The organism is Streptococcus sp. 1F3, assembly GCF_054968985.1.
This window is the reverse complement of record NZ_JBUEQR010000039.1, coordinates 1-25624: the sequence shown is the minus strand read 5'-3', so window position 1 is coordinate 25624 and position 25624 is coordinate 1. Positions and strand designations below refer to the sequence as shown.

The window sequence follows — 25624 nt, the reverse complement described above, 5'->3', positions numbered from 1 at the left end:
AGAGAGCAGAAGCATCGATTTCTGCTCTTTTTGTTTGAATTGAACTCGAGCTAAGCACTGTGTGAAAAAGATAGACACTGTTTTGGATTTAACCGATTACAGATGAGAATCCCTTTAGGGCTGAAAACCTCCACTGGAGCTTTTCACTCGTCAGATTTCCTATTTTCACTGTGTGCTTTATACGCTCTTGTATCTTGTTAAAGGAGACAGTTATGACAGGAGAAACAAGTCAACACTTTACATTCCAGGTCATCAAGCGAGTGGCAGTCTTATCGACCGACTCCACTGGCTGGACCAAGGAATTGAACCTCATTTCCTATCACGGAAAACCGCCTGTCTGGGATATCCGCAAGTGGAGCCCCAATGGGCACATGAGCCGAGGGGTCACCCTCAAGAAACACGAACTAGAGGCTTTACAAAAAGCCCTAGAAACCATAAAGATAGAAGAAGGAGAAATGCATTATGGATCTGGCAGTTAAGATTGTCACGTTGGTCGGAGGCTTGATGGCAGTATCGGGCCTCTTTTGGATGTTGTTTGGAGTATACAATCTCTTTGCCGGGCGCAAAAACAAACGCCCCGAACAGATTGACGAAGGACAAGAAGGGATCATCAATGGCTTTGCCCTCGCGGCCTTTTCTGCCTCGATAGCGGCAGGGATTGTGGCCGCCATTCGAGCCATCACATTTTAAGGAGGGCGCCTATGAAACTGGATGTTTCAGAGCTCACCAAGAGTTTAGCAGTCTACAATCCTGTGGTCAACCAGTCCGTCCTTGCCATAAACAAGGCGCTCCTTGTCCTAGGCAATATCCTTTTAGCGCTATTTCTATTGCTGGAAATGATGAAGTGGTATGAACTGGTAGGTGGCACAATGGGAAAGAAGCTCCCAATGAAGCTCTGGCTAGAGATTGCCTTTAAGTATCTGGCTTGTTGGTTTCTCATGCAGTACTCTGCCCCTATCTTAGACGGGCTGATGTGGCTCTTGGATAGCGGGGTACATCTCATCTCAAAGGCAACCAAGGCAGAAGACTATACCTATACCTTTGAACTGGGAACCGTTGGGGGAGTAGAAAAGCTGGTCTTAAATCTGGTGGGAGGAGGGGTCTCACTGGTCGCTAATCTCATCTCAAAGCTCATCAATTTCCTACGCTATATCGAGCTCTATTTCCTCAAGGCAATCGCCCCAGTCCTACTTCCCTCCATGGTCAATGAGACGCTTCGACCGATTGCCATCACCTTTTTGAAGAATTTTGCTTCCTATGTCTTGATTGCCGTAGGGCTAGCGATTGTTGGGGTGATCTATGCGGCACTCTATTCCGCCAATCTCCTCGTCGCAATGGTGGATATTGGCTCGATTCAGTATGGAGTGGCCTTGTTGTCTATCTTCCAAGGGGTCATCTACATCATGACCATTGTAGGAGTGGGACGAAGAATGAGACAATTATTGGGGGTATAAGAACATGAATCGATTAGGTTCCGTATTTTTAGATGACTTTGTCAAGGAGAAGAAAGCCATTTTCTTCCAGTTGACAGGAAGAGGGGTCTGTTTCATCTTGGGGGCTGTTGTGACCCTCAGTGTGACCACCCTCCTCTTTTTCTTTGGCTATCCCGACCTCTTGGTGGTGGCAGTTGCCCTGTGTTTCTTTACCCCCACCATTGTCTTTGGGCTAAGCATTGACCGAAAGCTCTCTTTAGTGGAGCGCTTTTACTTTTTCCTCCTCCTCAAGCGGAGGCTATACCAGATAGAAGATGACAGTAGAAAGGAGTATCATTCACGTGATTTTATTCAAGCAAAAAGGGTCAGAGAAACGGACCCCGTCTGAGAAGACAAGGGCAGAGCGCCTGAAGCGCCAGAAGAAGCCCACGACCCAAAACACCCTCGCCTATACCAGTTTGTTTCAAGGAGGGCTCATGCACATTGTGGCGGATAGCTATTCCCTGACCTATCAGCTGGGAGATGCCTCCTACCTTGCGGCAGAGCATGAACAACAGCTGATGATAGGAGAAGCCCATGCCAAGGCCTTTAATGCCCTCGATGCAGGAGCGAGCCTGCAACTCTTGATTCTAAACCGCAGGGTCAAGGAGGACGTCCTCAAGCAGGTCTTGTATGAGCCCAATCAAGATGCGGCAGATGTCTACCGCTCGGAATTGAATGGGCAGATTGAAGAGCGCTTTAGTCTTGCAAGCAACAACTTTGAAATTCAGAAATACATCACCCTCTCCCAGGAGGCAGACAGTCGCAAACAAGCCCAGCTAATCTTGCAGGATACAGGGGTCACTTTGGAGAATATCTATAAGACCATCGGTGTCTCCTTTAGAGCCTTGCCAGAGATGGAGCGTCTGTCGGTCTTTTCTGAGATCTTAAATGGGGAGGAGATTCTGCCTTATACCTATGATGATTTGCGGATCACTGGGTTGACCAGTAAGGACTTGGTTGCGCCAGATAGGATTGAGGTTGGTCGCAATCATGTCACCCTCAATGAGCGGGTAGGCAAGACCCTCTACATCAAATACTACCCTAAGTCCATGGAAGATGACTTGATCAAGGAATTGACCTCTGTTGGGATTGAGCTTGCCATCTCCATTCAGGCAGAGGCCTACGATACAGGAGAGGTGCTGGAGGAGATTGAACAAAGCCAGTCGGATGCCATTGTAGAGCAGATTCGCTCTGCCAAGAAAAGCAGTGTTCCGCTCGATTTGTCTCTTGAGACGCAGGCGTCTGAGGATTTCTCTGAGGCTCGGAACTGGCGAAGAGAGGTCAAGGAGCGGGATCAGAAAATCTTCCGGGGCATGATTCTGGTTCACTTTCAGGCAGATAGTCTAGAAGAACTAGCCCTCCACCAAGGCAAGATTGAGCGGGCAGGCCGCAAGGTTGGGGTTCGCTTTGGGGAAATCTACTACCATCAGGAAGAAGCCCTCAATACAGTGCTTCCAATCGGAAAGAACTATCTAGATTTGAAGCAGAATGTCCGTATCAAAAAGCTCTTTCCCAGAAGCATGACAACGGCCAATCTTGCGACCCAGATTCCCTTTGCCTCGGTGGACTGCATCTCCAAAAGCCCCAATGCCCGCTATTATGGCCAACACCAGGTGTCCCATAATATCATCTCTATCGACCGAAAAAAGGACCTCCTAGCGGCAGGGGGAGTGATTCTGGGAGCCTCTGGCTCGGGCAAGTCTGTGGTTGCCAAGAATGAGATCATCTCGACCCTCTTAAAATACAAGCGGGATCGGGTCATTGTCATTGACCCCGAGGCGGAATACCTGGACATTGGGCAGGAGTTTGGTGCAGAGATCCTGGACATCTCAGTCGGGACCGGGGCCTCTTTTAACCTCATGGACTTGCCCAATCAGGACCAGCTCCTTGAAGGAGATGGGGACTTAGAAGGGGATAAGTCCAACTTTCTTGTGACGCTCTTTACCAGTCTCTTGTCCGAATTTGGCGATGAGACGGTCTCACTCATTGACCGAGTGACCAAGGAAACCTATCGGCGCTACGACCAGCCCACCCTCAAGGAGTGGCACCAGGTCTTAAAGGAGCAGGAAGAAGCAGAAGCCCAGCAGTTGGCTTTAAAGCTAGAGATTTATACTCTTGGTAGCTATAGTCTTTTTTCAAGAGAGACCTCTGTGAACTTAGACAATCGCTTCATCATCTTCAACCTCAAACGCTTGACGGGGCAACTCAAGCACTTTGCCCTCTTGGTTCTTCAAGACTTCATCTGGAATCAGGTCGTTGAAGCACGGGCCAAAGGGGAGACCATCTGGTTCTACTTTGATGAACTCCAGCTCTACTTTGAGGAAGAATACCAGGGGACCTACTTCAATCACCTCTGGTCACGGATTCGCAAATATGGCTGTGTGCCAACAGGGATTACCCAGATGCCAGAGACCCTTACAGGCTCTCCACAAGGACGCAAGCTCCTTGGCAATAGCCAGTTCAAGATTTTATTGAAGTTAGAGAATTTGGCGCTGAAAGAGGCCAAGAAAATCGTGAAATTAACCGAGCAACAAGCCCGCTATATCGAGCGCCCCAAAGCCAAGGGGACGGGCTTGATTGTGGCAGGAGACATCATTGTTCCCTTTGAGAATCCCATTCCTGAGGATTCCAAGCTCTATCAGTTGATTGCGACCGATGCCTGATGGGGAGAAAGGAGAAAGTGATGGACGAAAAGGACACAATCCAGCTTCAGAAAGACCAGACGCCACTCCAGTCTTCTTCCTCAGCCCGGAGAGGGCGCTCCCTGTCTCAAGGTAATGGAAAGAAGCTGGCAAGTAACTCCAAGGCTTCTCTTTTGAAGAAGGTCTCCAGAAAAGAGGTGCAGAAGCTCCGAAAGCAGGTGCGACAGAGAGGCTCGAGCTCATCCTTGCCGTTTCAAACAGCTAAGAGATTCAGAAAGACCACATCCAAGGAAAAAGGAGAAACAAGGCGGGAAGCCAGTAGAGGAGCTATAGACAAGCCCTTATCTTCTAAAAGAAAAGGCTATCTCCGCTCAAGACTTGGAAGGCACTGGAAGCAAGAAGCTGGCCGAATGGCAACCGAAGCCCTCTATCAGGAGGAGGAAAAAGAAAAAGAAGACGTGCCTAAGGGACGAAGCGTCTTTGATTCGCTTCGCCCCCGTCTGGGGCATATCTCTTCTAGGCTTTCCACCAGTGCCAAATCCCAGTCTTTGTCCCTTTCAAGTAGAGAAGACAGACCAAGAAAGAAAAAGCCCCTCGGTCAAAAGAGGGGCTCAAGACCCAAGGCTTCTAAGAGTAGGGTCTGGGGCTTAGGGGTACGTTCTGTCCCTCTAGTCTTTTCTTCCAGTGTCATGAAGTGGGGAGTCTGGGTGCTTGGGGGATTGGGCTTGTTTTTGTTTCTGATGACCAGTGTCTTGGGGCAGCTGTTTCCCATTCAGAGCGAATATGACCTCAATGAAACCTATCTCTATATGACCCAACTAGACAGGAAGAACTCCACCGATGAGGTGGTCTACTATACCAACTGGGAAGACCCCCTTCTTTATATCCACTATCGCTATGAGAAGATCCATGAAGACCCCAGGTTAGATGCCCATTACCACTTTATGGACCAACATGCAGGGCGGACCTATGTGGAGGACTTGTGGCAGGACTTAAATCGAGAGCCTAGTTCGCTCAAGACCATGAAAGACCTCTATAGGAATGCCAAGACCAAGTATGCCCTGTCAAAGGAGGAAGAAGAAGCCTTTGAGGGGCTCATGGAAACCGCCAAGGAGTTGGGCAAGTTTGCGCTCCTCTTGGATTTGGACAATCCCTTTTATTTGGAAGGGGATCCCAAGGTCGATGAACCTCTGAATATCAAGGAGCGCTTTGGCTATCGGTCAGAAGACAAGCAAACGGATACCACGCTTCTTGCGATTGAGGGCAACCATCCCCTCTATGCCCCTTTGTCAGGTACTGTACGAGTAGCTGATGGAGTAGTAACGATTGAAACAGCGGCTTCCAAATTTAGCTTTTATGAGGTTGGAGCTATCCGGGTCACAGACGGGCAAGAAGTTGCAGTCGGTACACAGATTGGGCAAAGCAAGGGGGCTGGCAACCAAGCCATCTCCTATCAAAAGAAGCTGGCCTATACTCCCAAATCGACCCTCACCAACTGGAATCCAAGACCCAAAAAGGACTGGTTCTATGTCAATCCGGGCTTTTATTTCAAAGCGGTGCGCTACTTGGAAGAAACCTATGTCAAGACCCTCCATGTGGATGCGGACAAGGCACAGAAAGTTCAGCTCATCAAGAACTACCTGACCAAGGAACTCCAAAAAGAGGGCAAGACCTTGTCCATCAAGGGGCTGGCAGCGATGCTTGGGAATTTTGACGTGGAAAGTAGTATCACTGCCAAACGGGCAGAGGGAGACTATTTCGATCCCCCAATAGGGGCAAGTAGCAGTTCCTGGGACGACCCCAACTGGCTGTCCATGGATGGACCGACCATCTATCAGGGGCGTTACCCCAATATCCTCCACCGAGGGCTTGGGCTTGGCCAATGGACCGATACAAGGGACGGGGCTACTCGGCACACCCTGTTGCTAGACTATGCCAAGGGGAAAGGTAAGAAGTGGTATGACTTGGAGTTACAGCTCGACTTTATGCTTCATGGGGATAGCCCTTATTATCAAGCGGTGCTTCGGGATATTGTAACGAGTGAGGGGGCAACAGAGGACCTAACCCTCGCCTTTCTGGTCAAATGGGAGGGCAACTCCGAAAGCAAGCTAGAAGCTAGACGGCAGTCTGCTAGGCAATGGGAAGCCTATCTAAAAGGGGGCACTCATCTCACAGGAAGCTCCAGTCAGACTGTTCCCGCAGCCTACAAGGATAAGCTCCCCTATGGTCTACCGAGTGACCAAGCTGTTTTAGAAGGGCAGGGCTATCCAGGCAATGCCTATGCCTTGGGCAATTGTACCTGGTATGTCTATAACCGTTTCTATCAAATTGGACAAGCAATTGACCCTTATCTAGGCAATGCGACCAACTGGGTGACGTCTGCCCAATTAAGGGGCTATCGGGTAACCTCAGAACCACGAGCAGGGGCTGCGGCAGTCTTTCTAGCAGGAGTGGCAGGAAGTGACCCCATCTATGGGCATGTGGGCTTTTGTGAAGTGGTCAATGAAGACGGGACTTTTCTCATGAGCGAGATGAATGCGCAAGGAGCTATCTATGGCTTTAGCTGGCGAGTGGTGACGCCCCAAGCAGGCATCTATTTTATCACACCAAACTAAAGAGAGGAATCAGAGTAGAAGATGTATAATGAAACACTAGTAAAAGGACTAAAGATAGGAGTGGGAATCCTTGCCCTTAGCCTCCTTTTTGCCTTGGGATATGGGACAGCTTCTGTCCAGTCTCAGATGAAGCAGAAAGAAGTTGCGGCACTGCCAAGGGTGGAGCAGACCGAGCAGGTGGCAGAAAAGGGGCTAAGCCGAGAAGAGGTGGAAACCTTTCTGGTGGCCTACTATACGAGAAAGGACCTGGGAGAAAACCGCAAGCGCTACAAGCCCTTTATGACGGAAGGCTTGTATACCGCAACGGTTTCAGCAGAAGAGGAACCCCTACAGAAGACCTATCAGGGCTATGTGGTGGACCGGGTCTATCAGGAAGCGACCATCTATATTGACAGTGAGCATCAGGTTGTGATTGCCCAAGTTCATTACTCCCAAAGCATTCTAGAGGAAAAGGACCAGCGTGAGGGCAAGTCTTATACCGAGCAAGGAACTGCGACCCTGCGCTTGACCTATACGGAGACAGAGGAGGGCTTTTTAGTCAATGACATCCAGTCTCTGGTCCTTTCAGACGGCACCGAGCTAGCAGTAGGGGAAAGGGTGGAAGCCATTATTGGAAAAACAAGTCATACTCTTCGAAAATCATATTCAGATGTTGTTGACTTGACTTGATGAACCTTAGTTCTATCTGCATCTGCGTCGCCTAATCTGAATGTGATTTTCATTGAGTATGAATAAGAAAAACAATAACGATGAGGCCAAAATTACGACAGGCGGAGCAACGTGTGGCTCGTAAGCGAGCAGAGATTGACAAGACACGAAAGCAGCTTGAGCAGTTACAAGAGAAGTTGGGGAGACTTCAGGAAGAAGAGAAGCTCCAGTTTAGGTTTTCAGCCTCTCTCTAAAGGATTCTCAGCTGTAATCGGCTGAAGCCAGAACAGCTGTTTATCTTTTTTCTAATTTATTTTGAATCCGAGTTCAGTTCAATTGTAACTATAAACCAAGGGACCATATTGACTATACCATATTGACTATTAAGATAAAAAATTGGAATTTACAAAGATAAAAAATTTTACAGGAGTGATTGACAAATGATGGATTTACTGATATACTGTTACAGTATTGCTGGTTTAGCTCAGTCGGTAGAGCGCATCCATGGTAAGGATGAGGTCGCCGGTTCAATCCCGGCAACTAGCATGAAAACGTGTAAAGACCCTTGGAGTATAGTTCTGCAAGGGTCTTTTCGTGGCTAGAAGAGAGGTTTTGAGTAGCTTCTAATCACTTGCTTGTCACAAGGTGGGTGTGGTTGCTAAGGAAAGAGAAGCGAAAAAGAACTATTTCTTGAAATCTTGAAATTATTTTCTAAAAAAGTCAAGTAATTCTTGACATCCAGATAGATTCTGTTAGAATGATGTATATACATAAAAGATGAAAGGAGAACAAAAATGAAAAACAAAGTGGTAATGACTAGTTGTATTTTTCAGAATAGGCTCCTTTCTAAGTATCGGTCTTAGTGTCTTTTTGTGGACTTGAGGGACTCGAGATGGAGCTGTTCTATCTCGGGTTTTTTGTATGCTTTTTTAGGGATTTAAGGAGGAGATAATGATAGGACTGATTATTCAGTACGTAAGGCAGCACAAGTGGTTGTACTTGTTAATTGCACTTACCTTGATAGTCTACGATGCTTGTTTATTGTTGCCGACAAGGATTATTCAAGGATTGGTAGATAAGATTGGACAGGGAACCTTGACGACCGCCAACCTAATACAGGATATGCTGATTTTACTAGGGGTGACCATCCTAACGTATGCAATGGCTTATATTTGGCATTTGAAGCTGTTTCAGTCATCGGTACAGTTTAAATTTGATATGCAACAACGTTCCTTTCAGAAGTTGGTCACTATGAGGACACCGTTTTATGAGAAATTTCGCTCGGGTGATGTGATGACACGCTTCTCAACGGATGTTGAGGGTTTGATGGACATGGTGGGTTATGGGCTCATGATTGTCGTCTATGCAGGTGGAATGATTGCTTTTATCATTCCGACCATGTTTTTTATCTCTTGGCAGATTAGTTTTGTGGCTTTGATTCCGATGGCGGTGTTGGTTACGGCAATCTATATGGTTGGCAAACGGCAAGAACAGGCAGTTGAGGTGAACCGGGAAGCAGTCTCGGGTCTTAACGATGAAGTCTTGGAGGTCGTTGAGGGGATCCGTGTTACGAGAGCCTATAGCAAAAAAGAACGGCAGGAGCGCAAGTTCCAAGAAAGTACCCGCAAGCTTGCGCGTGGTGGGGATCAGATCATGGCTCTTCAATCCTTGTATAATCCTTTGACGACAATTTTATTGGGGCTTGCGACCATTCTCATTTTATGGTTGGGAGCTGTTTTCTTAGAGAGGGGTCAGGTAACGCTGGGACAGGTGATTGCCTTGCAACTATATACAGTGTCGCTTCTAGAGCCTTTTTGGATGCTTTCAGATTTTATCTTAGTGTACCAGACAGGAAAGACCTCCTTTGCAAAATTACAGGAGTTGGTGGATACGGGTGATGACCTAGAAGAAGACGGCACAGACTTGTTGGGAACTCTGGGTGAAGTGACCTTTGAAAATTACGATTTTTGCTATCCGCAAGCGGAGCGCAATAGCTTAATGGGGATTTCTTGGACCTTGAAGGCTGGTCAGACAGTTGGGATTGTCGGAAAGACAGGTTCAGGAAAAACCACCTTGATTCGTCAATTTTTGCGTCAGTATCCAATCGGTAGTGGACGATTTACCGTAAATGGGCAATCAGTGCTTGATTTCAAGCGGTCTTCTATCGAACAGAAAATTGGCTATGTACCACAGGAGCATGTTTTGTTTTCTAAAACCGTTCGTGAAAATATCGCCCTAGGTAAACGGGATAGTCAGTTGGATGACATTATTCGAGCGATTGAGACAGCAGATTTTACCAAGGACTTAGAGCGGATGTCTGAGGGGATAGAGACCATGATTGGGGAGCGAGGCGTATCGATTTCAGGTGGGCAGAAGCAACGGATTTCGATTGCCCGTGCCTTCTTACGAAATCCGGAATTGCTTATCTTAGATGATTCCCTATCGGCAGTTGATGCAAGGACAGAGCGTCAAATTATTGAAAATATTCAGCGGGAACGAAAGGGAAAGACCAATATTATTGTGACCCATCGTTTATCTGCGGTGCATCATGCGGATTGGGTCTTGGTTCTGGAAGATGGATGTATTATCGAAGAAGGGACACCTGCACAACTCTTGGCACAAGAGGGTTGGTACTATGAGCAATATCAACGTCAACAAAGTCGGGAGGGGGAAGAAAGATGAAAATAATGATTACCTTATTAAAAGAAATTCGCCATGTCAAAGGTCTGTTTTGGCTAGGGATTTTCATCTATTTTGGAGGATCTACCATGGTCCGGCTCTCCCCTATCCTCTTACAAGGTATCATTGATGGACCAGTGACAGATTTGAGCAAGGGGTTGGCATTTCACCGAGAAGACTTTCTTATACAATTAGCGATCTATATGGGTTTAAATGTACTTGGTGCACTCTTCTTTTATCTTTCGACAAGAATCTTGATGCATTGTGCCAATCGGATTGCAGAGATGTTACGCAATCGTGCCTACGACCAAATGCAGCGTTTACCCATCTCTTATTTTGACGATAAGCCGGCAGGAAAAATTGCTACGCGAATTGTGAACGATACAGAAACCCTGCGCAATCAGTTTTATGCGACCTTGGTTTATATCTTTAATAACTTGGTTCGCCTTGTTTTTACCTATGGGATTATTTTCTATATGAATGCGCTCTTAGGTCTAGTATTACTTGTACTTTTGCCGGGATTTTATGGTTTACAAATCTTCTACAAACGCTTGACAGATCAGCCCATGAAAGATTTTTATGATGCCAGAAGTGAGATCAATACCAAGGTGAATGAAACCATGAATGGGGCTAGCTTGATTCAACTTTACGGTCAAGAAGAGGCGATTTTGGAAGATTTTGAGGAGACGACGAATAAGATGAAAGAGGCAGAAAATCGAATCATCTGGGCCCAGTCTATTGCGACTTGGAATATGGCAGAATTTCTCAAGTATCTGGTCATTACCCTAGTCTTAACCATCGTTGGTCAGCGTTTCCTCGCAGGTCAATGGCAGTTAACAGCGGGGCTTCTGTTTGTCTACATTAACTATATCGCCGATGTATTTGATTCCATGGGGCGCTTAATCCAGCAGGTTCCTAATATGTTACGTTCTCTAGAGACAGGAAAACGCTTGCTAGCCTTGTTGGAAGAGCCGGTTGAAGATGATAGTGAGGCTAGCTTGGTTGTTACAGACGGTCGCGTGGTCTTTGACCAAGTTCAATTTGCCTATGAAAAAGACAAGCCTATTTTGAAAGACATATCCTTTGAAGTTGAAAAAGGTGAGACCATTGCTCTTGTAGGTCATACCGGCTCAGGTAAGACTTCTATTATGAATCTACTGTACCGTTTTTACGATCCCCAAGAAGGTGGTGTGTGGATTGATGGGCAAAATATCAGAGAGTACGCACGAGAAAGTGTCCGCAGCCATATGGGGATTGTCCTTCAAGATCCGTATTTATTTACAGGCACCATTGCAACAAATGTTAGTATGAATGAGGAAGATATGGATCGCAACAAGGTTTTGCAGTCTCTGGAAAAGGTTGGCGCTAAGGATTTACTGAGACGATTAGAGAAAGGGATAGATGAGCCTGTGGTGGAAAAGGGGGCTGCATTTTCAAGTGGGGAGCGGCAGTTGATTGCTTTTGCCCGTACCTTGTACTCAGATCCTAAGATTTTAATTTTAGATGAAGCGACTTCGCATATTGATACGGAGACAGAAGAGATTATTCAGCATGCCATGGAAGTGGTCAAGGAGGGACGGACAACCTTTATCATTGCCCACCGCCTGTCCACGATTCAAAATGCAGATCAGATTTTAGTACTGGACAAAGGGCGTATCGCCGAGCAGGGCACTCATGAGGAGCTCCTAGCTAAGGAGGGCATCTATGCCCAAATGCACGCAATTCAGCAGAAAGTAGGCTAGCGGCCCCTTTAGTATTTTTATTGTGTTGAGAGAATGCAAGGGAGTGGGCAGCTTATCCTCAGACGGTGGGAATAAAAGGGAATCTAAATAATCATAGATTTCTCATCAGGTAGAGCCTTTAAAAAGAACAGAGAAATTAAGAACCTGTATTTACAGGTCAGCACTCCCATCTAAGGTGTGTTTTTAAGCTAGTCATCGTTCGTTTTTCAATATACAGTCAGTATTTCCTAAAAAAACAATATTTTTTATTTAAAAGCACTTTACTTGTGAATATAGGTTCTAAAGTCTTGGAAAAAGCAGTTTTTTGCTGATTCCAAGTTTTTTTATTGTGAATAAGCAAAGAAAACCAATATAGACGAGGAAAGGCAAGTGAAGTTAGAACACGGTTTCTTCCTATTTTAAAGCAGTGATGTTACAGAGCGAAAGTCTGAATGATAGAAATAGTTCTATCCGTAATCGTTTTATTGAAATTAGTTCCCTCTTTATGATAAACTGTATAAATTGAAGACAAATACTTGAAGGAGAAGAATCCACATGTCAACTATAAAAGTGTCAAGCTCCTTGGCTTACAAAGGAAGAACTACTTGGTTATTCATTAAATACCAGTTGCTAACCAAAGGTCTCTTAAGTCTTTTTATCTATCCTATTTATAGGATGATCCTAGATTACCTTCTAGCGCAATCAGGACGAACCGTTTTTTCAAGTGGTGATTTCCTATCCTTTTTACTTAGTTTCAATGGACTTGGTTTGATGCTTGTAACCTTAGTGGTGATGGTTGTTTTAATCGGCTTAGATATCAATAGCTTTATTTTGATTAGTGCCTTGATTCGAGAGGGGAAGATTGAAATGACCGTTCGGCATATGGTTTGGGTTGGCTTAAAATCCCTCAAACAATTTTTAAGTCCAGCTGGTCTGACGATGATGATGTACATTTCTTTGATTTTTCCACTGATTGGGATAGGGATTACGGTATCTCCGATGAAGGATTTTCAGATTCCTAACTTTATTACTTCAGTGATTTATGATAGTCCCTTGTATCTATCCCTTTATAGTATCACTCTACTCATTTTAACCTATATTAGTTATCGTTTGATTTTCGTGTTTCACTATATTTTAATAATGGGAAATAAGACTCTTGATGCCTTAAAACAGTCTATTTACTTAACTAAAAAATATGGTAGGCAGTTTTTAAAAGACTTCATTTTAGGGCTACTTAAATGGTTTGCGACTATCTATATACCGACAGCTATCCTCTTTGGACTCTTACTAGTGATTCTCGTTCAATTAGCTGACAACCATCAGGATTTTCGCTTCTTGCTTTTCTTCATTCTTCTATCTTTGGGACAAGTCCTTGCTTTTTCAGCATTTCTATTGACGCCAATCATTATTTTGAACCTTACCAATTTATTTTATTGCTATAATGAAAAGGAAGGACAGTCTGTTCGATTGGGGCTACCTGTTAAAGCGCGTGCTTGGGAAAAAAATCGCCCTCATAAAATCAGGTGGCAAAGTAAAGTGACCATTGCAGTCGTTTTGATTTTCTTACTAGCCTTTAATCTTCTTTCCTCTTTCTTTCTCACCACCTTTTTCGATGATATTTTTAATCAAAAGCAACAAGGCATTGCCATTATTGCCCATCGTGGAGGTGGTGATTTAGGGGCAGAAAATACTCTTGAAGGGATTGAAGCAGCAGCTAAAGAAGGCGTTTCTTGGACAGAGATTGACATTCAACGTACAAAGGATGGTTTTTATATTTTAAACCATGATGGGAATTTTCAAAGGGTTGCTGGTGATTCACGTGCTTCTTCAGAAATGACCTTGGCTGAGATTAAGACCTTGACTATCAAAAATCATTTTGATCCAGATAAGGTAGCACAGCCAGTACCAACAATCGAGGAAGTAGTTGAAGTAGCTAAGGGAAAAATAGGTCTCTTTATGGAATTAAAGGGCAGAACAGCTGATACCAAAATGGTTGATGATATGGTCTCTCTTATCAAGGCAGAACATATGGAAGAGGAAGCTGTGTTATTGTCTTTGGATTATCGGTTGATTGAATATATAGAAACAACTTACCCAGATATCCAGTCGGGCTACCTGTACTATTTTGCTATTGGAAAGATTGAACATTTACTAGGAGACTACCTTATTATGGAAGAGCGTGAGGCGACACCCGATAACGTAGACCTTCTAAAATCAAAGGGAAAAAAGGTTGTTGTATGGACTGTTAATACAGATGAATCAATAAAAACATTTGTCAATTCTGATGTGGATGGAATCATTACAGATCATGTATTAGCAGTCAAAGATGGTATGGAAAAACGAGACGAACGAAGTGACCTAGAGCTAATAATCGATAGCCTATTTGGCTAATAGGAAAAGTAATACTCTTTAAAAATCAAAAGGATCCTTCGTCAACTTGCCTTGGTGAAGGCTCGTTCTACCTTCGGCTTCGATTATAAGGAAATGAGCGGTACTAATCTTATTTCCAACTTTTCACAATTCTTAATTGTGAAAGCTAGTCTACTTTTGATTTTTATTGAGTATAAGCATCAACATTACGTTCGAAACCAACAGATAGCAGTTGATTTTCATAGATTTTTTCATTACTCAAACTCTAGGCTCCAGCTGAACCTTTTGCCACTGATTTAAAGGAGTAGCATAGGAATAAATTGTGATATAAGTTCTAAGATATTGCAAGTAGTCCTATTTAGCAGTATAATGGAAGTGATTTATCTAGAGGTTCGCTATTTTAAAATAGCGTCGAACAGAGATCTTGTAAATGAATAATGGATAAGGTAGGAAAAATGGAGAAAATTAGTGTCGTAGTTCCTGTATATAATGGGGAGCAGTATCTTAAAGCATGTGTGGAAAGTATTATGAAGCAGACGTACAGCCATTTGGAGATTCTTGTTATCAATGATGGCTCAACGGATGGGACTGCCTTGATAATCGAACAGTTACGTATGCAGGATAGTCGCATTCGGGTGCTTCACAAGAAGCAAAATGAGGGGATTGGTGCAGCCCGCAACAGCGCCTTGAACATGGTGACAGGGGACTATCTTGTTTTTGTTGACAGTGACGATTGGATTGATCCCAATCATATTGAGGATTTGTATGATTTGCTTGTTCGGACCAATAGTGATGTTGCTATTGCCAATTTCACACAGTATATTGAGGAGACAGGGCGTTACAATCTCCATATTGTAGAAAATGATTATTATGAAAAGGTCTATACGCCAGAGGAATGGTTTGCCTTTCAGTATGGTCAGGGCAATAATTTGAGCCTTTGCTTTACAGTACCTTGGTGTAAATTATATAAAACATCGCTGTTTGAAACGATATTGTACCCGACTGATAAGCATACAGATGATGATTGGACAACCTGGAAGACCTATCTCATAGCAGATAGGATTGCCTATATGCACCGATCAAGTTATCTTTATCGTGTCAATACAGGAAGTTTGACCCAGACGGCAGATCCCTCAATTGTTTTTTCGGCACAACCAGTCGCAGAACGTTTAGAGGTCTTGAGCTTGCTTGGATTTGATTTGTCAAAGGAAGTGGCAGCCTATAAGTGGCGTGCCCAATTGAACCGTGATAGCGAGCTAAGGACAGGTAATATTGCAGAGTATAAGAAACTAGAGTTTCGACTAAAATTGTTAGAAAAGTATGGGAAATGAATATGAGAGTCTACATTACCAATATCAATGGGATAGCAGGTACAGCCTCCTTTGCACAAAATATGGTGACCGATATTGCACAATCGTTAGGCTATAGAGAATTAGGGATTTACTGCTATCAAATGGCATCTGATAGCCCTAGTGAGCTCAATAAGCGGCTAGATGGAATTGTGGCAGGTCTTCATCAAGGTGATATCGTGATTTTTCAAACGCCGACTTGGAATACGACAGCATTTGATGAAAAGGTCATGGAAAAATTAAAAATGTATGACATCAAAATCATCATTTTCATTCATGATGTAGTTCCCTTGATGTTTGAAGGAAATTTTTACCTAATGGAGCGGACCATTCAGTACTATAATCAAGCTGATATGATTATCGCACCGAGCCAAGCAATGATTGACCAGTTGCGCGAGTATGGCTTAATCGTTGAAAAGACCCTTGTCCAAGGGATGTGGGATCATCCAACTAGTATCACCTCTCTTCCGGCAGAATTTCTTAAAACCATTCATTTTCCAGGAGACCCAGAGCGTTTTAGTTTTGTAACGAAATGGGAGTATGAACTTCCATTACACTTGTACGCTCGAAAAGGAGATAGCTTACCTGAGCAAGTTGTTCATCATTCTTACATGCCAGATGACCAGCTATTGTTGGAATTATCTAGGGGTGGTTTTGGTTTGGTTTGGATGGATGACCATGATAAGGCGTATCAACAGTTGTATTGTCCACATAAACTAGGAACCTTTTTGACTGCAGGTATTCCCGTGTTTGTCCAAAGAGGGATCGCTAATCAAGAGATTATTGAAAAGAATAAAATTGGCTTTGTCGTAGATTCCCTAGAAGAAGTTATCGAAAAAATCCAAGGAATGAGTGAGGAACAATATCAGCAAATTGTTGCGAATGTTCGTTCCTTTAACCGTTTGCTTCGCCAGGGATATTTCACGCGAAAATTATTAGTTAATGCAGTATTTGAGGTGTTGTGTGAGTAGAAAAAGAGAATTGTCGGAGATTCAGGTACTTCCGATTTTGGAGAGTTTGCGTTTTATTGAACAGCATCAAGCGTCAGTTGTGCGGTTCGGTGATGGAGAGATTGATATTATCAATGGAGAGAGTATTCCCTATCAAGATTACGATGAAGAGTTGGCTCTAGCCTTAAAATTGATACTAGATCAACCAAGTAACGAGAAGTTATTAGTTTGTTTGCCAGATGTTTTTCAAAAGATTGAACGGTATAATCAGAATGCACAATTTTTCTGGAAATCCCACTTTGAGAAATATGGAAATTTTTATCAAGAAGAATGCCAGTCTGACTGGTATGGATCTACTTTCTTATCCCGTCCTTATATTGATTTAGAAGATAAGTCTCTTTCTGACATCTATTTTACAGCTATTCGAAATGTGTGGCAGGATCGTGATATTTTATTGGTAGAAGGAGAGACGTCTCGTTCGGGTATAGGAAATGATTTATTTGCGAATGCAGCTTCTGTTTCTCGCATTGTTTGCCCATCAAGAAATGCCTTTGATGATTACGATGAAATCATGGAACGAATCTTAGAGCATATAGAGGGCAAATTAGTAATTTTGATGCTGGGACCGACTGCAAAAGTTCTAGCCTACGATTTGATGAAACGTGGTTATCAAGCGATTGATCTAGGACACATTGATTCAGAATATGAGTGGTACCAGATGAAGGCCCAGCATAAGGTCAAGTTAAAGCACAAGCATACAGCAGAATTTAACTGGGATGATGCTATTGAGTTTGAACAAGATGATGCTTATGAGCGTCAAACTGTGGCGACTGTGGGGATTGAGCAAAGAAAAGAGGAGGAAGTGGTGATAGCTTGTGAAACTATTAGTGTCATTGTACCTGTTTACAATGTAGAGTCTTATCTAAAGCGCTGCTTGGATTCGTTATTGAAGCAGACCTATACAGATTTTGAACTCTTATTGATTAATGATGGCTCTACAGATAGTAGCGCCCTGATTTGTGAAGAGTACGCGAGTAAGGATAGCCGCATTCGTGTCATTCATCAAGAAAATGCAGGCCCTTCAGCGGCGCGAAACAGAGGGGTTGAATTGGCACAGGGCTCTTATATTACCTTTGTTGATTCCGATGACTTTGTAGAGGCAGACTATCTGGAGAACCTGCACACAGCTTTGGTAAAAAATGAGGCAGACATTTCCATTTGTAACTTTAATTCTTTTAATGAAGAACGAAAAAGTTTTCTATTTTCAATCACGAAAGAAATGTATTTTGAACAGGTTTATACAGTTGAAGAATGGCTCAATCAGGAAAATACAGCCAAGAACAATCTATACTTGACCTTTACTTTCTCCCCCTTGAAGTTGTTCAAACGAGAATTATTTGATGGAATTGTATTTCCAGTCGGACGCTTAAGAGAAGATGATGCAACCATTTATAAATTGTACTTGAAAGCGAGGAAAATTGCCTTTATCAATCAGGGTGCCTATTATTACTCACAGCGTAGCGAAGGCTTATCACGGAATGGCATGCTCGATGATATTCGCAGCATGATTAGCAATGCTGAGGAGAGGATTGCTCTTTTGGTGACCCTAGGCTATGATGTAAGAGAGCATGTGGATTCATATATCAAGCGATTAAAAAAATGCCAGGCTGATAGCCTAAGAGCTGGTCAGATCCAACTGTATCAGGACTTGACTACCAAATTAGACTTGATTGAACAGCATCAAAAGGAGAACTAGGGTGGAAAAAGTGACTGTAATTGTTCCGATTTTTAATGCAGGACCTTATTTAAAAAGCTGCCTAGATAGCATTGTCGGACAGACCTATCAGAATTTAGAGATTCTTTTGATTAACGATGGTTCTACAGATGGATCGGCTAGCCTATGTGAGAGCTATCGAAAGATGGATCCTCGAATCCGTGTGGTACATAAGAAGTTGGGTGGGAGTGGTGTAGGTGCTGCTAGAAATACAGCCCTCCCTCTGATCACTGGTGACTATGTCTTATTCGTGGATAATGACGATTGGTTGGAACTTCATCATATTGAGTACTTGTACCAATCTTTAAAAGAAACGGATAGTGATATTGCGATTGCGAATTTTACAGAATTTGATGATGAACGCCAGGCTTTTCGATTTCACTTGACAGCAGGAGATGCTTATCAGAAAGTCTACCATCCCAAAGAATGGTTCGCCCTCCAATATGAAGGGAAGTTTGCCTTTAGCCAGTGTTTTACAGTTCCTTGGTGTAAGCTTTATAAGACCAGCCTCTTTGAGAATATCGTCTACCCAGAAGATGAAAAGGTAGAAGATGATTTAACGACATGGAAGGTCTATCTGATGGCAAATAAGATTGTCTATTCCAATACAGCGCTTTATTATCACCGAAAACGATCAACTAGCGTGACGAAGACGGTTGACTTAGCCTCTGTTTATCCTTTAAAAAGCATTGAAGAACGTGTAACGATGCTTTCGATGCTTGGTTTTGATATCGGAGCTGAACTACGTGCCTATCGCTGGCGACTACACATGCATAAAGATGGTTTTTTGCAAGCAGGAAAGATGCAAGAATATCAGAAATGCCTCCAAAAATTGATGATTTTAGAAAAATGGCAGCAGTAATATTTGAGAATAATTTCACAAACTATAATTTAACATAACCACCTTTTACAGGGTGGTTATGATTTTTTGTAAAAAAGATAGGAAATTTCACATAGAAGTATATTTATATATAAGCAAAATGCGATTTTAGAGCGTAAGCCAAGATGAAAAAGCAAAAGTACATAGAAAATTTACGTATTTTATACAAAAAAAACAATCAAATTATTTGAAATCTCGGGGGGGGGGTGGTATAATGTTAAAATACGCTTTTAGCGTCAAAAATCTTAAGTAAAGGGAGTTTGAATGAGTAACAAATTCAATAGAGACGGTTACAGCGAGTCGTCCCGTAAGACACGTGTGAAAATGCATAAGTCTGGGAAACACTGGGTCCGTACAGTTATGTCTCAGATTGGTCTGATTCGCTTAATCCGTGGTGGTTCAGTTGAAAAGACAGTCAATGTGGATTGCCTATCTCGTGGTAATATCTCAGCAACAACGATTTTAAAGGGAGCGGCAGCTCTAGGTGCTATGGCTGGTGGTATAAGTCTGACAGACGATGTCTATGCAGACGATACAGTGATTGCAACTGAAACAACAACTACGACCGTTGTAGGAACGGATGAGGTCGCCTTGACGAGCCCGTCTGCAACTGTAGAGGAAACGGTTGACGAGAAAGCAGTAGTAGAAGAAATAGATCAGCAGTCTGTAAAAGAGTCCGAATCACTTTCTCAATCAACGAGTGAATCATTAGCAGCTAGTGAATCAATTTCTATTCTTGCGAGCGAATCTGTATCAGAATCTATCTCAGAATCGGTTAGTGAATCTGTTTCCGAGTCGGTCAGCGAGTCAATTTCAGCTAGTGAATCATTTTCAGGCTCCAGTTCAAGTTCGCTAAGTGAATCAGTATCAACTAGCACAGTAGCAAGTGAGTCAGAGGTGTCTCGTGATAAAGAAACAACTGTTACTCCTAAAGCTGATGAGAAGGTAGAAGAGAAGGCTAGCCCAGCAGACCTTGCAAATCAAAAGAAAGTGGCTACTAGGAATCTAACGGTTGCAATTAGTGATTTGAAGCAAACGCTTGCAGCAGCTGAAAGTTTGGAATTGGATGATTTGGCAGCTGCCTACGCCCTCTTACTCCAAGCACAAGGTGTTGTAAGTAGCACCGACCCATCACTGGAACAGTTGAATGTGATGCAGAGTATCATTGCAGCGACAGATAGCTCTATTCAGAAACGGGTCTCTGAAAAAGTAACAGCTTCTGGTACTAGAAATGGAAATTACATCACTGCAAGCAATGGTTTGACTTATGCGGTGACAACTGCAAACGATGGATCAGAACGCCTTCGCCTCACTTCAATTATGTCTCGTCCAGCTGAACATGGGAAGACCTATGAGGAATTAGGTCTTAACGGGTCAGGTTTCAGAGCTACGGCAAGTGGTTCAAAGGTAACGATCAATCTGGGAGACCTTACTGATGTTCGTGAGAAAAAATGGTCAAATGCAACAGGGGGCGGAACGCAGACTCCACAGCAACTCCTTTCTAACTTGAAAATTGTCTATGACAGAGAGACAAAGACAATTGAATGGTCGGTTACGTATAACCCAGTTGCCCCTACGGGGCGTTCGGACTGGAACTCAGGGAATACCTATACCGGAGTGTTTATTCGCTTTGGTGGGGATAAAATTGGAACTCCTATTAACGTAAAGGTAAACGGAATTACGGCAACTAGACTAAGCAATCAATACCAGTATCGAACCGTTTCTCCGACAGGACCTTATGGTCCGCAACTGATCACTTTTACGACCACCTATAATGGTGATTTAGCAGATCTAAAGAATAACTTTGGTTTCCAAATTGTAGGTTCTATTACAAAGGACTTATCAAGCGCTTATAAAGAGGATGCGAGCAGGACATATGGTAGTGCTGGAGGAGTTCATGTTGTTTCAAATGGTTCAGGAACGGCTATCAGCTCCATCAGTTCTGGTCGGGTCAAGGCTGATGTTATCAATAAGATAGAGTCAGAGAGCACTTCTACTTCAAAATCTCAGGTCCAATCCTTGAGTGAGTCGACTTCTAAGTCAGTCTCCCAATCTCAGTCCTTGAGTGAGTCAATTGCTAACTCAGTATCTGAATCTCAATCCTTGAGTGAATCGACTTCTAAATCCCAATCGGTTTCCAAGTCTCAATCCTTGAGCGAGTCGACTTCTAAATCTCAATCGGTTTCTAAATCCCAATCCTTGAGCGAGTCGACTTCTAAATCCCAATCGGTTTCCAAGTCTCAATCCTTGAGCGAATCGACTTCTAAATCCCAATCGGTTTCTAAATCTCAATCCTTGAGCGAGTCGACTTCTAAATCTCAATCGGTTTCCAAGTCTCAATCCTTGAGCGAGTCGACTTCTAAATCTCAATCGGTTTCCAAGTCTCAATCCTTGAGCGAGTCGACTTCTAAATCCCAATCGGTTTCCAAGTCTCAATCCTTGAGCGAGTCGACTTCTAAATCTCAATCGGTTTCCAAGTCTCAATCCTTGAGCGAATCGACTTCTAAATCCCAATCGGTTTCTAAATCTCAATCCTTGAGCGAGTCGACTTCTAAATCACAATCGGTTTCCAAGTCTCAATCCTTGAGCGAATCGACTTCTAAATCCCAATCGGTTTCCAAGTCTCAATCCTTGAGTGAATCGACGTCTAAGTCCCAGTCTGTAAGCGAATCGGCATCTAAGTCCCAATCGCAATCAGTCAGCACCTCCATCTCAGAATCTGTAAGCGAGTCTGTGTCAGAGTCTATCTCAGAATCAGTGAGCGAATCTGTATCAGAGTCAGTTTCAGAATCTGTAAGTGAGTCAGTATCAGAGTCTATCTCAGAATCAGTGAGCGAATCTGTATCAGAGTCCATTTCAGAATCTGTAAGCGAGTCTGTGTCAGAGTCTATCTCAGAATCTGTAAGCGAGTCAGTCTCTGAGTCAATCTCAGAATCCGTAAGCGAATCAGTGAGCGAATCTGTATCAGAATCTATTTCAGAATCAGTAAGTGAGTCTGTGTCAGAATCCATCTCAGAATCTGTAAGTGAGTCTGTATCAGAATCTGTAAGCGAATCTGTGTCAGAATCTATTTCAGAATCTGTAAGTGAGTCTGTGTCAGAATCTATTTCAGAATCAGTAAGTGAGTCTGTGTCAGAATCCATCTCAGAATCCGTAAGTGAGTCTGTGTCTGAGTCCATGTCAGAATCTGTAAGCGAGTCAGTATCAGAGTCCATCTCAGAATCCGTAAGTGAATCTGTATCAGAATCCATCTCAGAATCTGTAAGCGAGTCAGTATCAGAGTCTATCTCAGAATCTGTAAGCGAGTCAGTATCAGAGTCAATTTCAGAATCTGTAAGCGAGTCTGTGTCAGAGTCTATCTCAGAATCAGTAAGTGAGTCAGTATCAGAGTCCATCTCAGAATCTGTAAGCGAGTCAGTATCAGAGTCCATCTCAGAATCCGTAAGTGAATCTGTATCAGAATCTGTATCAGAATCTGTGTCAGAATCTGTAAGCGAGTCAGCATCAGAGTCTATCTCAGAATCCGTAAGTGAATCTGTATCAGAATCCATCTCAGAATCTGTAAGCGAGTCAGTATCGGAGTCTATCTCAGAATCTGTAAGTGAGTCAGTATCAGAATCCATCTCAGAATCTGTAAGCGAATCTGTGTCAGAGTCCATCTCAGAATCTGTAAGTGAGTCAGTATCAGAGTCTATCTCAGAATCTGTAAGCGAGTCAGTATCAGAGTCCATCTCAGAATCCGTAAGTGAATCTGTATCAGAATCCATTTCAGAATCCGTAAGCGAATCAGTCTCTGAATCTATCTCAGAATCTGTAAGTGAGTCAGTATCAGAGTCTATCTCAGAATCTGTAAGCGAGTCAGTATCAGAGTCCATCTCAGAATCAGTGAGCGAATCAGTATCAGAGTCCATCTCAGAATCTATCTCAGAATCCATCTCAGAATCAGTATCAGAGTCAGTTTCAGAATCTGTAAGTGAGTCAGTATCAGAGTCCATCTCAGAATCTGTAAGCGAGTCAGTATCAGAGTCTATCTCAGAATCCGTAAGTGAATCTGTATCAGAATCCATCTCAGAATCCGTAAGTGAATCTGTATCAGAATCCATCTCAGAATCCGTAAGCGAATCAGTTTCAGAGTCTGTAAGCGAGTCAGTATCAGAGTCTATCTCAGAATCCGTAAGTGAATCTGTATCAGAATCCATCTCAGAATCTGTAAGCGAATCTGTGTCAGAATCTGTAAGCGAGTCTGTGTCAGAGTCTATCTCAGAATCTGTAAGTGAATCTGTGTCAGAATCTGTAAGCGAGTCTGTGTCAGAGTCTATCTCAGAATCTGTAAGTGAATCTGTATCAGAATCCATCTCAGAATCTGTAAGCGAATCTGTGTCAGAATCTGTAAGCGAATCAGTATCAGAGTCTATCTCAGAATCTGTAAGCGAATCTGTGTCAGAATCCATCTCAGAATCCGTAAGTGAATCTGTATCAGAATCCATCTCAGAATCTGTAAGCGAATCAGTCTCTGAATCTATCTCAGAATCCGTAAGTGAATCTGTATCAGAATCCATCTCAGAATCAGTGAGCGAATCAGTTTCTGAATCTATCTCAGAATCTGTAAGCGAGTCAGTATCGGAGTCAATTTCAGAATCCGTAAGTGAATCTGTATCAGAGTCTATCTCAGAATCTGTAAGCGAGTCAGTATCAGAGTCTATCTCAGAATCCGTAAGTGAATCTGTATCAGAATCCATCTCAGAATCTGTAAGCGAATCTGTGTCAGAATCTGTAAGCGAATCAGTATCAGAGTCCATCTCAGAATCCGTAAGTGAATCTGTATCAGAGTCTATCTCAGAATCTGTAAGCGAGTCAGTATCAGAATCCATCTCAGAATCTGTAAGTGAGTCTGTGTCAGAGTCCATCTCAGAATCTGTAAGCGAATCTGTGTCAGAATCTATTTCAGAATCTGTAAGTGAGTCTGTGTCAGAATCTATTTCAGAATCTGTAAGCGAGTCAGTATCCGAGTCCATCTCAGAATCTGTAAGCGAGTCGGTATCCGAGTCCATTTCAGAATCTGTAAGCGAGTCCGTATCAGAATCTATCTCAGAATCTGTAAGTGAATCTGTTTCAGAATCCATCAGTGAATCAGTGAGCGAATCTGTATCAGAATCCATCTCAGAATCCGTAAGCGAGTCTGTATCAGAATCTATCTCAGAATCTGTAAGTGAGTCTGTATCAGAATCCATCTCAGAATCTGTAAGCGAGTCAGTATCAGAGTCCATCTCAGAATCTGTAAGTGAATCTGTTTCCGAGTCCATCTCAGAATCTGTAAGTGAGTCTGTGTCAGAATCCATCTCAGAATCTGTAAGTGAGTCTGTATCAGAATCCATCTCAGAATCTGTAAGCGAATCAGTATCAGAGTCCATCTCAGAATCTGTAAGCGAATCTGTGTCAGAATCTATTTCAGAATCTGTAAGCGAATCCGTATCAGAGTCCATTTCAGAATCAGTGAGCGAATCTGTATCAGAGTCCATCTCAGAATCTGTAAGTGAGTCTGTATCAGAATCTATCTCAGAATCTGTAAGTGAGTCTGTATCAGAATCCATCTCAGAATCTGTAAGCGAATCAGTATCAGAGTCCATCTCAGAATCTGTAAGCGAGTCAGTATCAGAATCCATCTCAGAATCTGTAAGTGAGTCTGTGTCAGAATCCATCTCAGAATCAGTGAGCGAATCTGTATCAGAATCCATCTCAGAATCCGTAAGTGAGTCAGTATCAGAATCCATCTCAGAATCTGTAAGTGAGTCTGTGTCAGAATCTATTTCAGAATCTGTAAGTGAGTCTGTGTCAGAATCTATTTCAGAATCTGTAAGCGAATCAGTATCAGAGTCCATCTCAGAATCCGTAAGTGAATCTGTATCAGAGTCTATCTCAGAATCTGTAAGCGAGTCAGTATCAGAATCCATCTCAGAATCTGTAAGTGAGTCTGTGTCAGAGTCCATCTCAGAATCTGTAAGCGAATCTGTGTCAGAATCTATTTCAGAATCAGTAAGCGAGTCTGTATCAGAATCTATCTCAGAATCTGTAAGTGAGTCTGTATCAGAATCTGTAAGCGAATCTGTGTCAGAATCTATTTCAGAATCAGTAAGCGAGTCAGTATCAGAATCTATCTCAGAATCCGTAAGTGAGTCAGTATCAGAATCTATCTCAGAATCAGTAAGTGAGTCAGTCTCTGAGTCCATCTCAGAATCTGTAAGCGAATCTGTTTCAGAATCTATTTCAGAATCAGTAAGCGAGTCCGTATCCGAGTCCATCTCAGAATCCGTAAGTGAATCTGTAAGCGAATCAGTATCAGAGTCTATCTCAGAATCTGTAAGCGAATCTGTGTCAGAATCCATCTCAGAATCTGTAAGCGAGTCTGTGTCAGAGTCCATCTCAGAATCTGTAAGCGAGTCAGTATCAGAGTCCATCTCAGAATCTGTAAGCGAATCAGTATCAGAGTCTATCTCAGAATCTGTAAGTGAATCTGTTTCAGA

17 protein-coding genes, 1 tRNA gene and 1 pseudogene are annotated in these 25624 nt (G+C 43.1%); 17 read left to right on the top strand and 2 right to left on the bottom strand.

Annotation, left to right across the window (positions count from 1 at the left end):
• Positions 1 to 212: 212 nt before the first annotated feature.
• From ACVPON_RS03420 to ACVPON_RS03340, 17 genes and pseudogenes are all read left to right on the top strand, one after another.
• Positions 213 to 479, top strand: a complete 267-nt coding sequence (locus ACVPON_RS03420) for a YdbC family protein (RefSeq protein ID WP_462876195.1) — start codon at positions 213 to 215, stop codon at positions 477 to 479.
• Entirely contained in the window at positions 463 to 690 is a 228-nt protein-coding gene (locus ACVPON_RS03415; protein WP_076995772.1) for a hypothetical protein, read from the top strand. Before ACVPON_RS03420 ends, ACVPON_RS03415 begins: the two co-directional genes overlap by 17 nt.
• 11 nt (positions 691 to 701) lie before the next feature.
• Positions 702 to 1454, top strand: coding sequence for a conjugal transfer protein TrbL (locus ACVPON_RS03410; RefSeq protein ID WP_462876193.1), 753 nt, complete (start codon positions 702 to 704; stop codon positions 1452 to 1454).
• 4 nt (positions 1455 to 1458) lie between these two features.
• Positions 1459 to 1821 (top strand): hypothetical protein, encoded by a 363-nt coding sequence (locus ACVPON_RS03405; protein WP_462876191.1) that lies wholly within the window; start codon positions 1459 to 1461, stop codon positions 1819 to 1821.
• Positions 1775 to 4138: a VirB4-like conjugal transfer ATPase, CD1110 family gene (locus tag ACVPON_RS03400; protein WP_462876189.1), complete on the top strand. Its 2364-nt coding sequence runs from the start codon at positions 1775 to 1777 to the stop codon at positions 4136 to 4138. Before ACVPON_RS03405 ends, ACVPON_RS03400 begins: the two co-directional genes overlap by 47 nt.
• A gap of 389 nt (positions 4139 to 4527) precedes the next feature.
• Entirely contained in the window at positions 4528 to 6732 is a 2205-nt protein-coding gene (locus tag ACVPON_RS03395; RefSeq protein ID WP_462876187.1) for a phage tail tip lysozyme, read from the top strand.
• Positions 6733 to 6753: 21 nt separating this feature from the next.
• On the top strand, positions 6754 to 7401 hold the full coding sequence (locus tag ACVPON_RS03390; protein WP_462876185.1) for a hypothetical protein: 648 nt from the start codon (positions 6754 to 6756) through the stop codon (positions 7399 to 7401).
• A gap of 80 nt (positions 7402 to 7481) precedes the next feature.
• Positions 7482 to 7634 carry a hypothetical protein gene (locus tag ACVPON_RS03385; protein WP_462876183.1) on the top strand — a complete coding sequence of 51 codons (153 nt, stop codon included), beginning with the start codon at positions 7482 to 7484 and terminating at the stop codon, positions 7632 to 7634.
• Positions 7635 to 7853: 219 nt separating this feature from the next.
• A tRNA-Thr gene (locus tag ACVPON_RS03380) sits at positions 7854 to 7926 on the top strand.
• Between the two features lie 405 nt (positions 7927 to 8331).
• Positions 8332 to 10062 (top strand): ABC transporter ATP-binding protein, encoded by a 1731-nt coding sequence (locus ACVPON_RS03375; protein WP_462876181.1) that lies wholly within the window; start codon positions 8332 to 8334, stop codon positions 10060 to 10062.
• Positions 10059 to 11801 (top strand): ABC transporter ATP-binding protein, encoded by a 1743-nt coding sequence (locus ACVPON_RS03370; RefSeq protein WP_462876180.1) that lies wholly within the window; start codon positions 10059 to 10061, stop codon positions 11799 to 11801. The genes ACVPON_RS03375 and ACVPON_RS03370 overlap by 4 nt, the downstream gene beginning before the upstream one ends.
• Before the next feature lie 534 nt (positions 11802 to 12335).
• On the top strand, positions 12336 to 14171 hold the full coding sequence (locus ACVPON_RS03365) for a glycerophosphodiester phosphodiesterase family protein (protein WP_462876178.1): 1836 nt from the start codon (positions 12336 to 12338) through the stop codon (positions 14169 to 14171).
• A gap of 434 nt (positions 14172 to 14605) precedes the next feature.
• The gene (locus ACVPON_RS03360; protein WP_462876176.1) at positions 14606 to 15481 is read left to right on the top strand and encodes a glycosyltransferase family 2 protein; all 876 of its coding nucleotides are present in this window, start codon (positions 14606 to 14608) and stop codon (positions 15479 to 15481) included.
• A 2-nt stretch (positions 15482 to 15483) separates the two neighbouring features.
• The gene (locus ACVPON_RS03355) at positions 15484 to 16470 is read left to right on the top strand and encodes a sugar transferase (RefSeq protein ID WP_462876174.1); all 987 of its coding nucleotides are present in this window, start codon (positions 15484 to 15486) and stop codon (positions 16468 to 16470) included.
• Complete coding sequence (locus ACVPON_RS03350) at positions 16463 to 18205, top strand: SP_1767 family glycosyltransferase (RefSeq protein ID WP_462876172.1); 1743 nt, start codon at positions 16463 to 16465, stop codon at positions 18203 to 18205. The genes ACVPON_RS03355 and ACVPON_RS03350 overlap by 8 nt, the downstream gene beginning before the upstream one ends.
• A gap of 1 nt (position 18206) precedes the next feature.
• Positions 18207 to 19085 carry a glycosyltransferase family 2 protein gene (locus ACVPON_RS03345; RefSeq protein ID WP_462876171.1) on the top strand — a complete coding sequence of 293 codons (879 nt, stop codon included), beginning with the start codon at positions 18207 to 18209 and terminating at the stop codon, positions 19083 to 19085.
• Between the two features lie 282 nt (positions 19086 to 19367).
• Positions 19368 to 19592, top strand: a pseudogene (locus tag ACVPON_RS03340) (accessory Sec-dependent serine-rich glycoprotein adhesin); the annotation flags it as partial.
• Positions 19593 to 19792: 200 nt separating this feature from the next.
• Here ACVPON_RS03340 and ACVPON_RS03335 read toward each other — a convergent pair.
• Together ACVPON_RS03335 and ACVPON_RS03330 are read right to left on the bottom strand one after the other, a co-directional pair.
• Positions 19793 to 19981 (bottom strand): hypothetical protein, encoded by a 189-nt coding sequence (locus ACVPON_RS03335; RefSeq protein ID WP_462876169.1) that lies wholly within the window; start codon positions 19979 to 19981, stop codon positions 19793 to 19795.
• 1746 nt (positions 19982 to 21727) lie between these two features.
• On the bottom strand, positions 21728 to 25624 hold a 3897-nt coding region (locus ACVPON_RS03330; RefSeq protein ID WP_462876167.1), incomplete at its 5' end, for an MSCRAMM family adhesin.

Coding starts and splice junctions, on each gene's coding strand:
- ACVPON_RS03370 (WP_462876180.1), top strand. CDS start 10,059: ATGAAAATAATGATTACCTTATTAAAAGAAATTCGCCATGTCAAAGGT.
- ACVPON_RS03410 (WP_462876193.1), top strand. CDS start 702: ATGAAACTGGATGTTTCAGAGCTCACCAAGAGTTTAGCAGTCTACAAT.
- ACVPON_RS03415 (WP_076995772.1), top strand. CDS start 463: ATGGATCTGGCAGTTAAGATTGTCACGTTGGTCGGAGGCTTGATGGCA.
- ACVPON_RS03385 (WP_462876183.1), top strand. CDS start 7,482: ATGAGGCCAAAATTACGACAGGCGGAGCAACGTGTGGCTCGTAAGCGA.
- ACVPON_RS03360 (WP_462876176.1), top strand. CDS start 14,606: ATGGAGAAAATTAGTGTCGTAGTTCCTGTATATAATGGGGAGCAGTAT.
- ACVPON_RS03365 (WP_462876178.1), top strand. CDS start 12,336: ATGTCAACTATAAAAGTGTCAAGCTCCTTGGCTTACAAAGGAAGAACT.
- ACVPON_RS03355 (WP_462876174.1), top strand. CDS start 15,484: ATGAGAGTCTACATTACCAATATCAATGGGATAGCAGGTACAGCCTCC.
- ACVPON_RS03405 (WP_462876191.1), top strand. CDS start 1,459: ATGAATCGATTAGGTTCCGTATTTTTAGATGACTTTGTCAAGGAGAAG.
- ACVPON_RS03375 (WP_462876181.1), top strand. CDS start 8,332: ATGATAGGACTGATTATTCAGTACGTAAGGCAGCACAAGTGGTTGTAC.
- ACVPON_RS03420 (WP_462876195.1), top strand. CDS start 213: ATGACAGGAGAAACAAGTCAACACTTTACATTCCAGGTCATCAAGCGA.
- ACVPON_RS03395 (WP_462876187.1), top strand. CDS start 4,528: ATGGCAACCGAAGCCCTCTATCAGGAGGAGGAAAAAGAAAAAGAAGAC.
- ACVPON_RS03390 (WP_462876185.1), top strand. CDS start 6,754: ATGTATAATGAAACACTAGTAAAAGGACTAAAGATAGGAGTGGGAATC.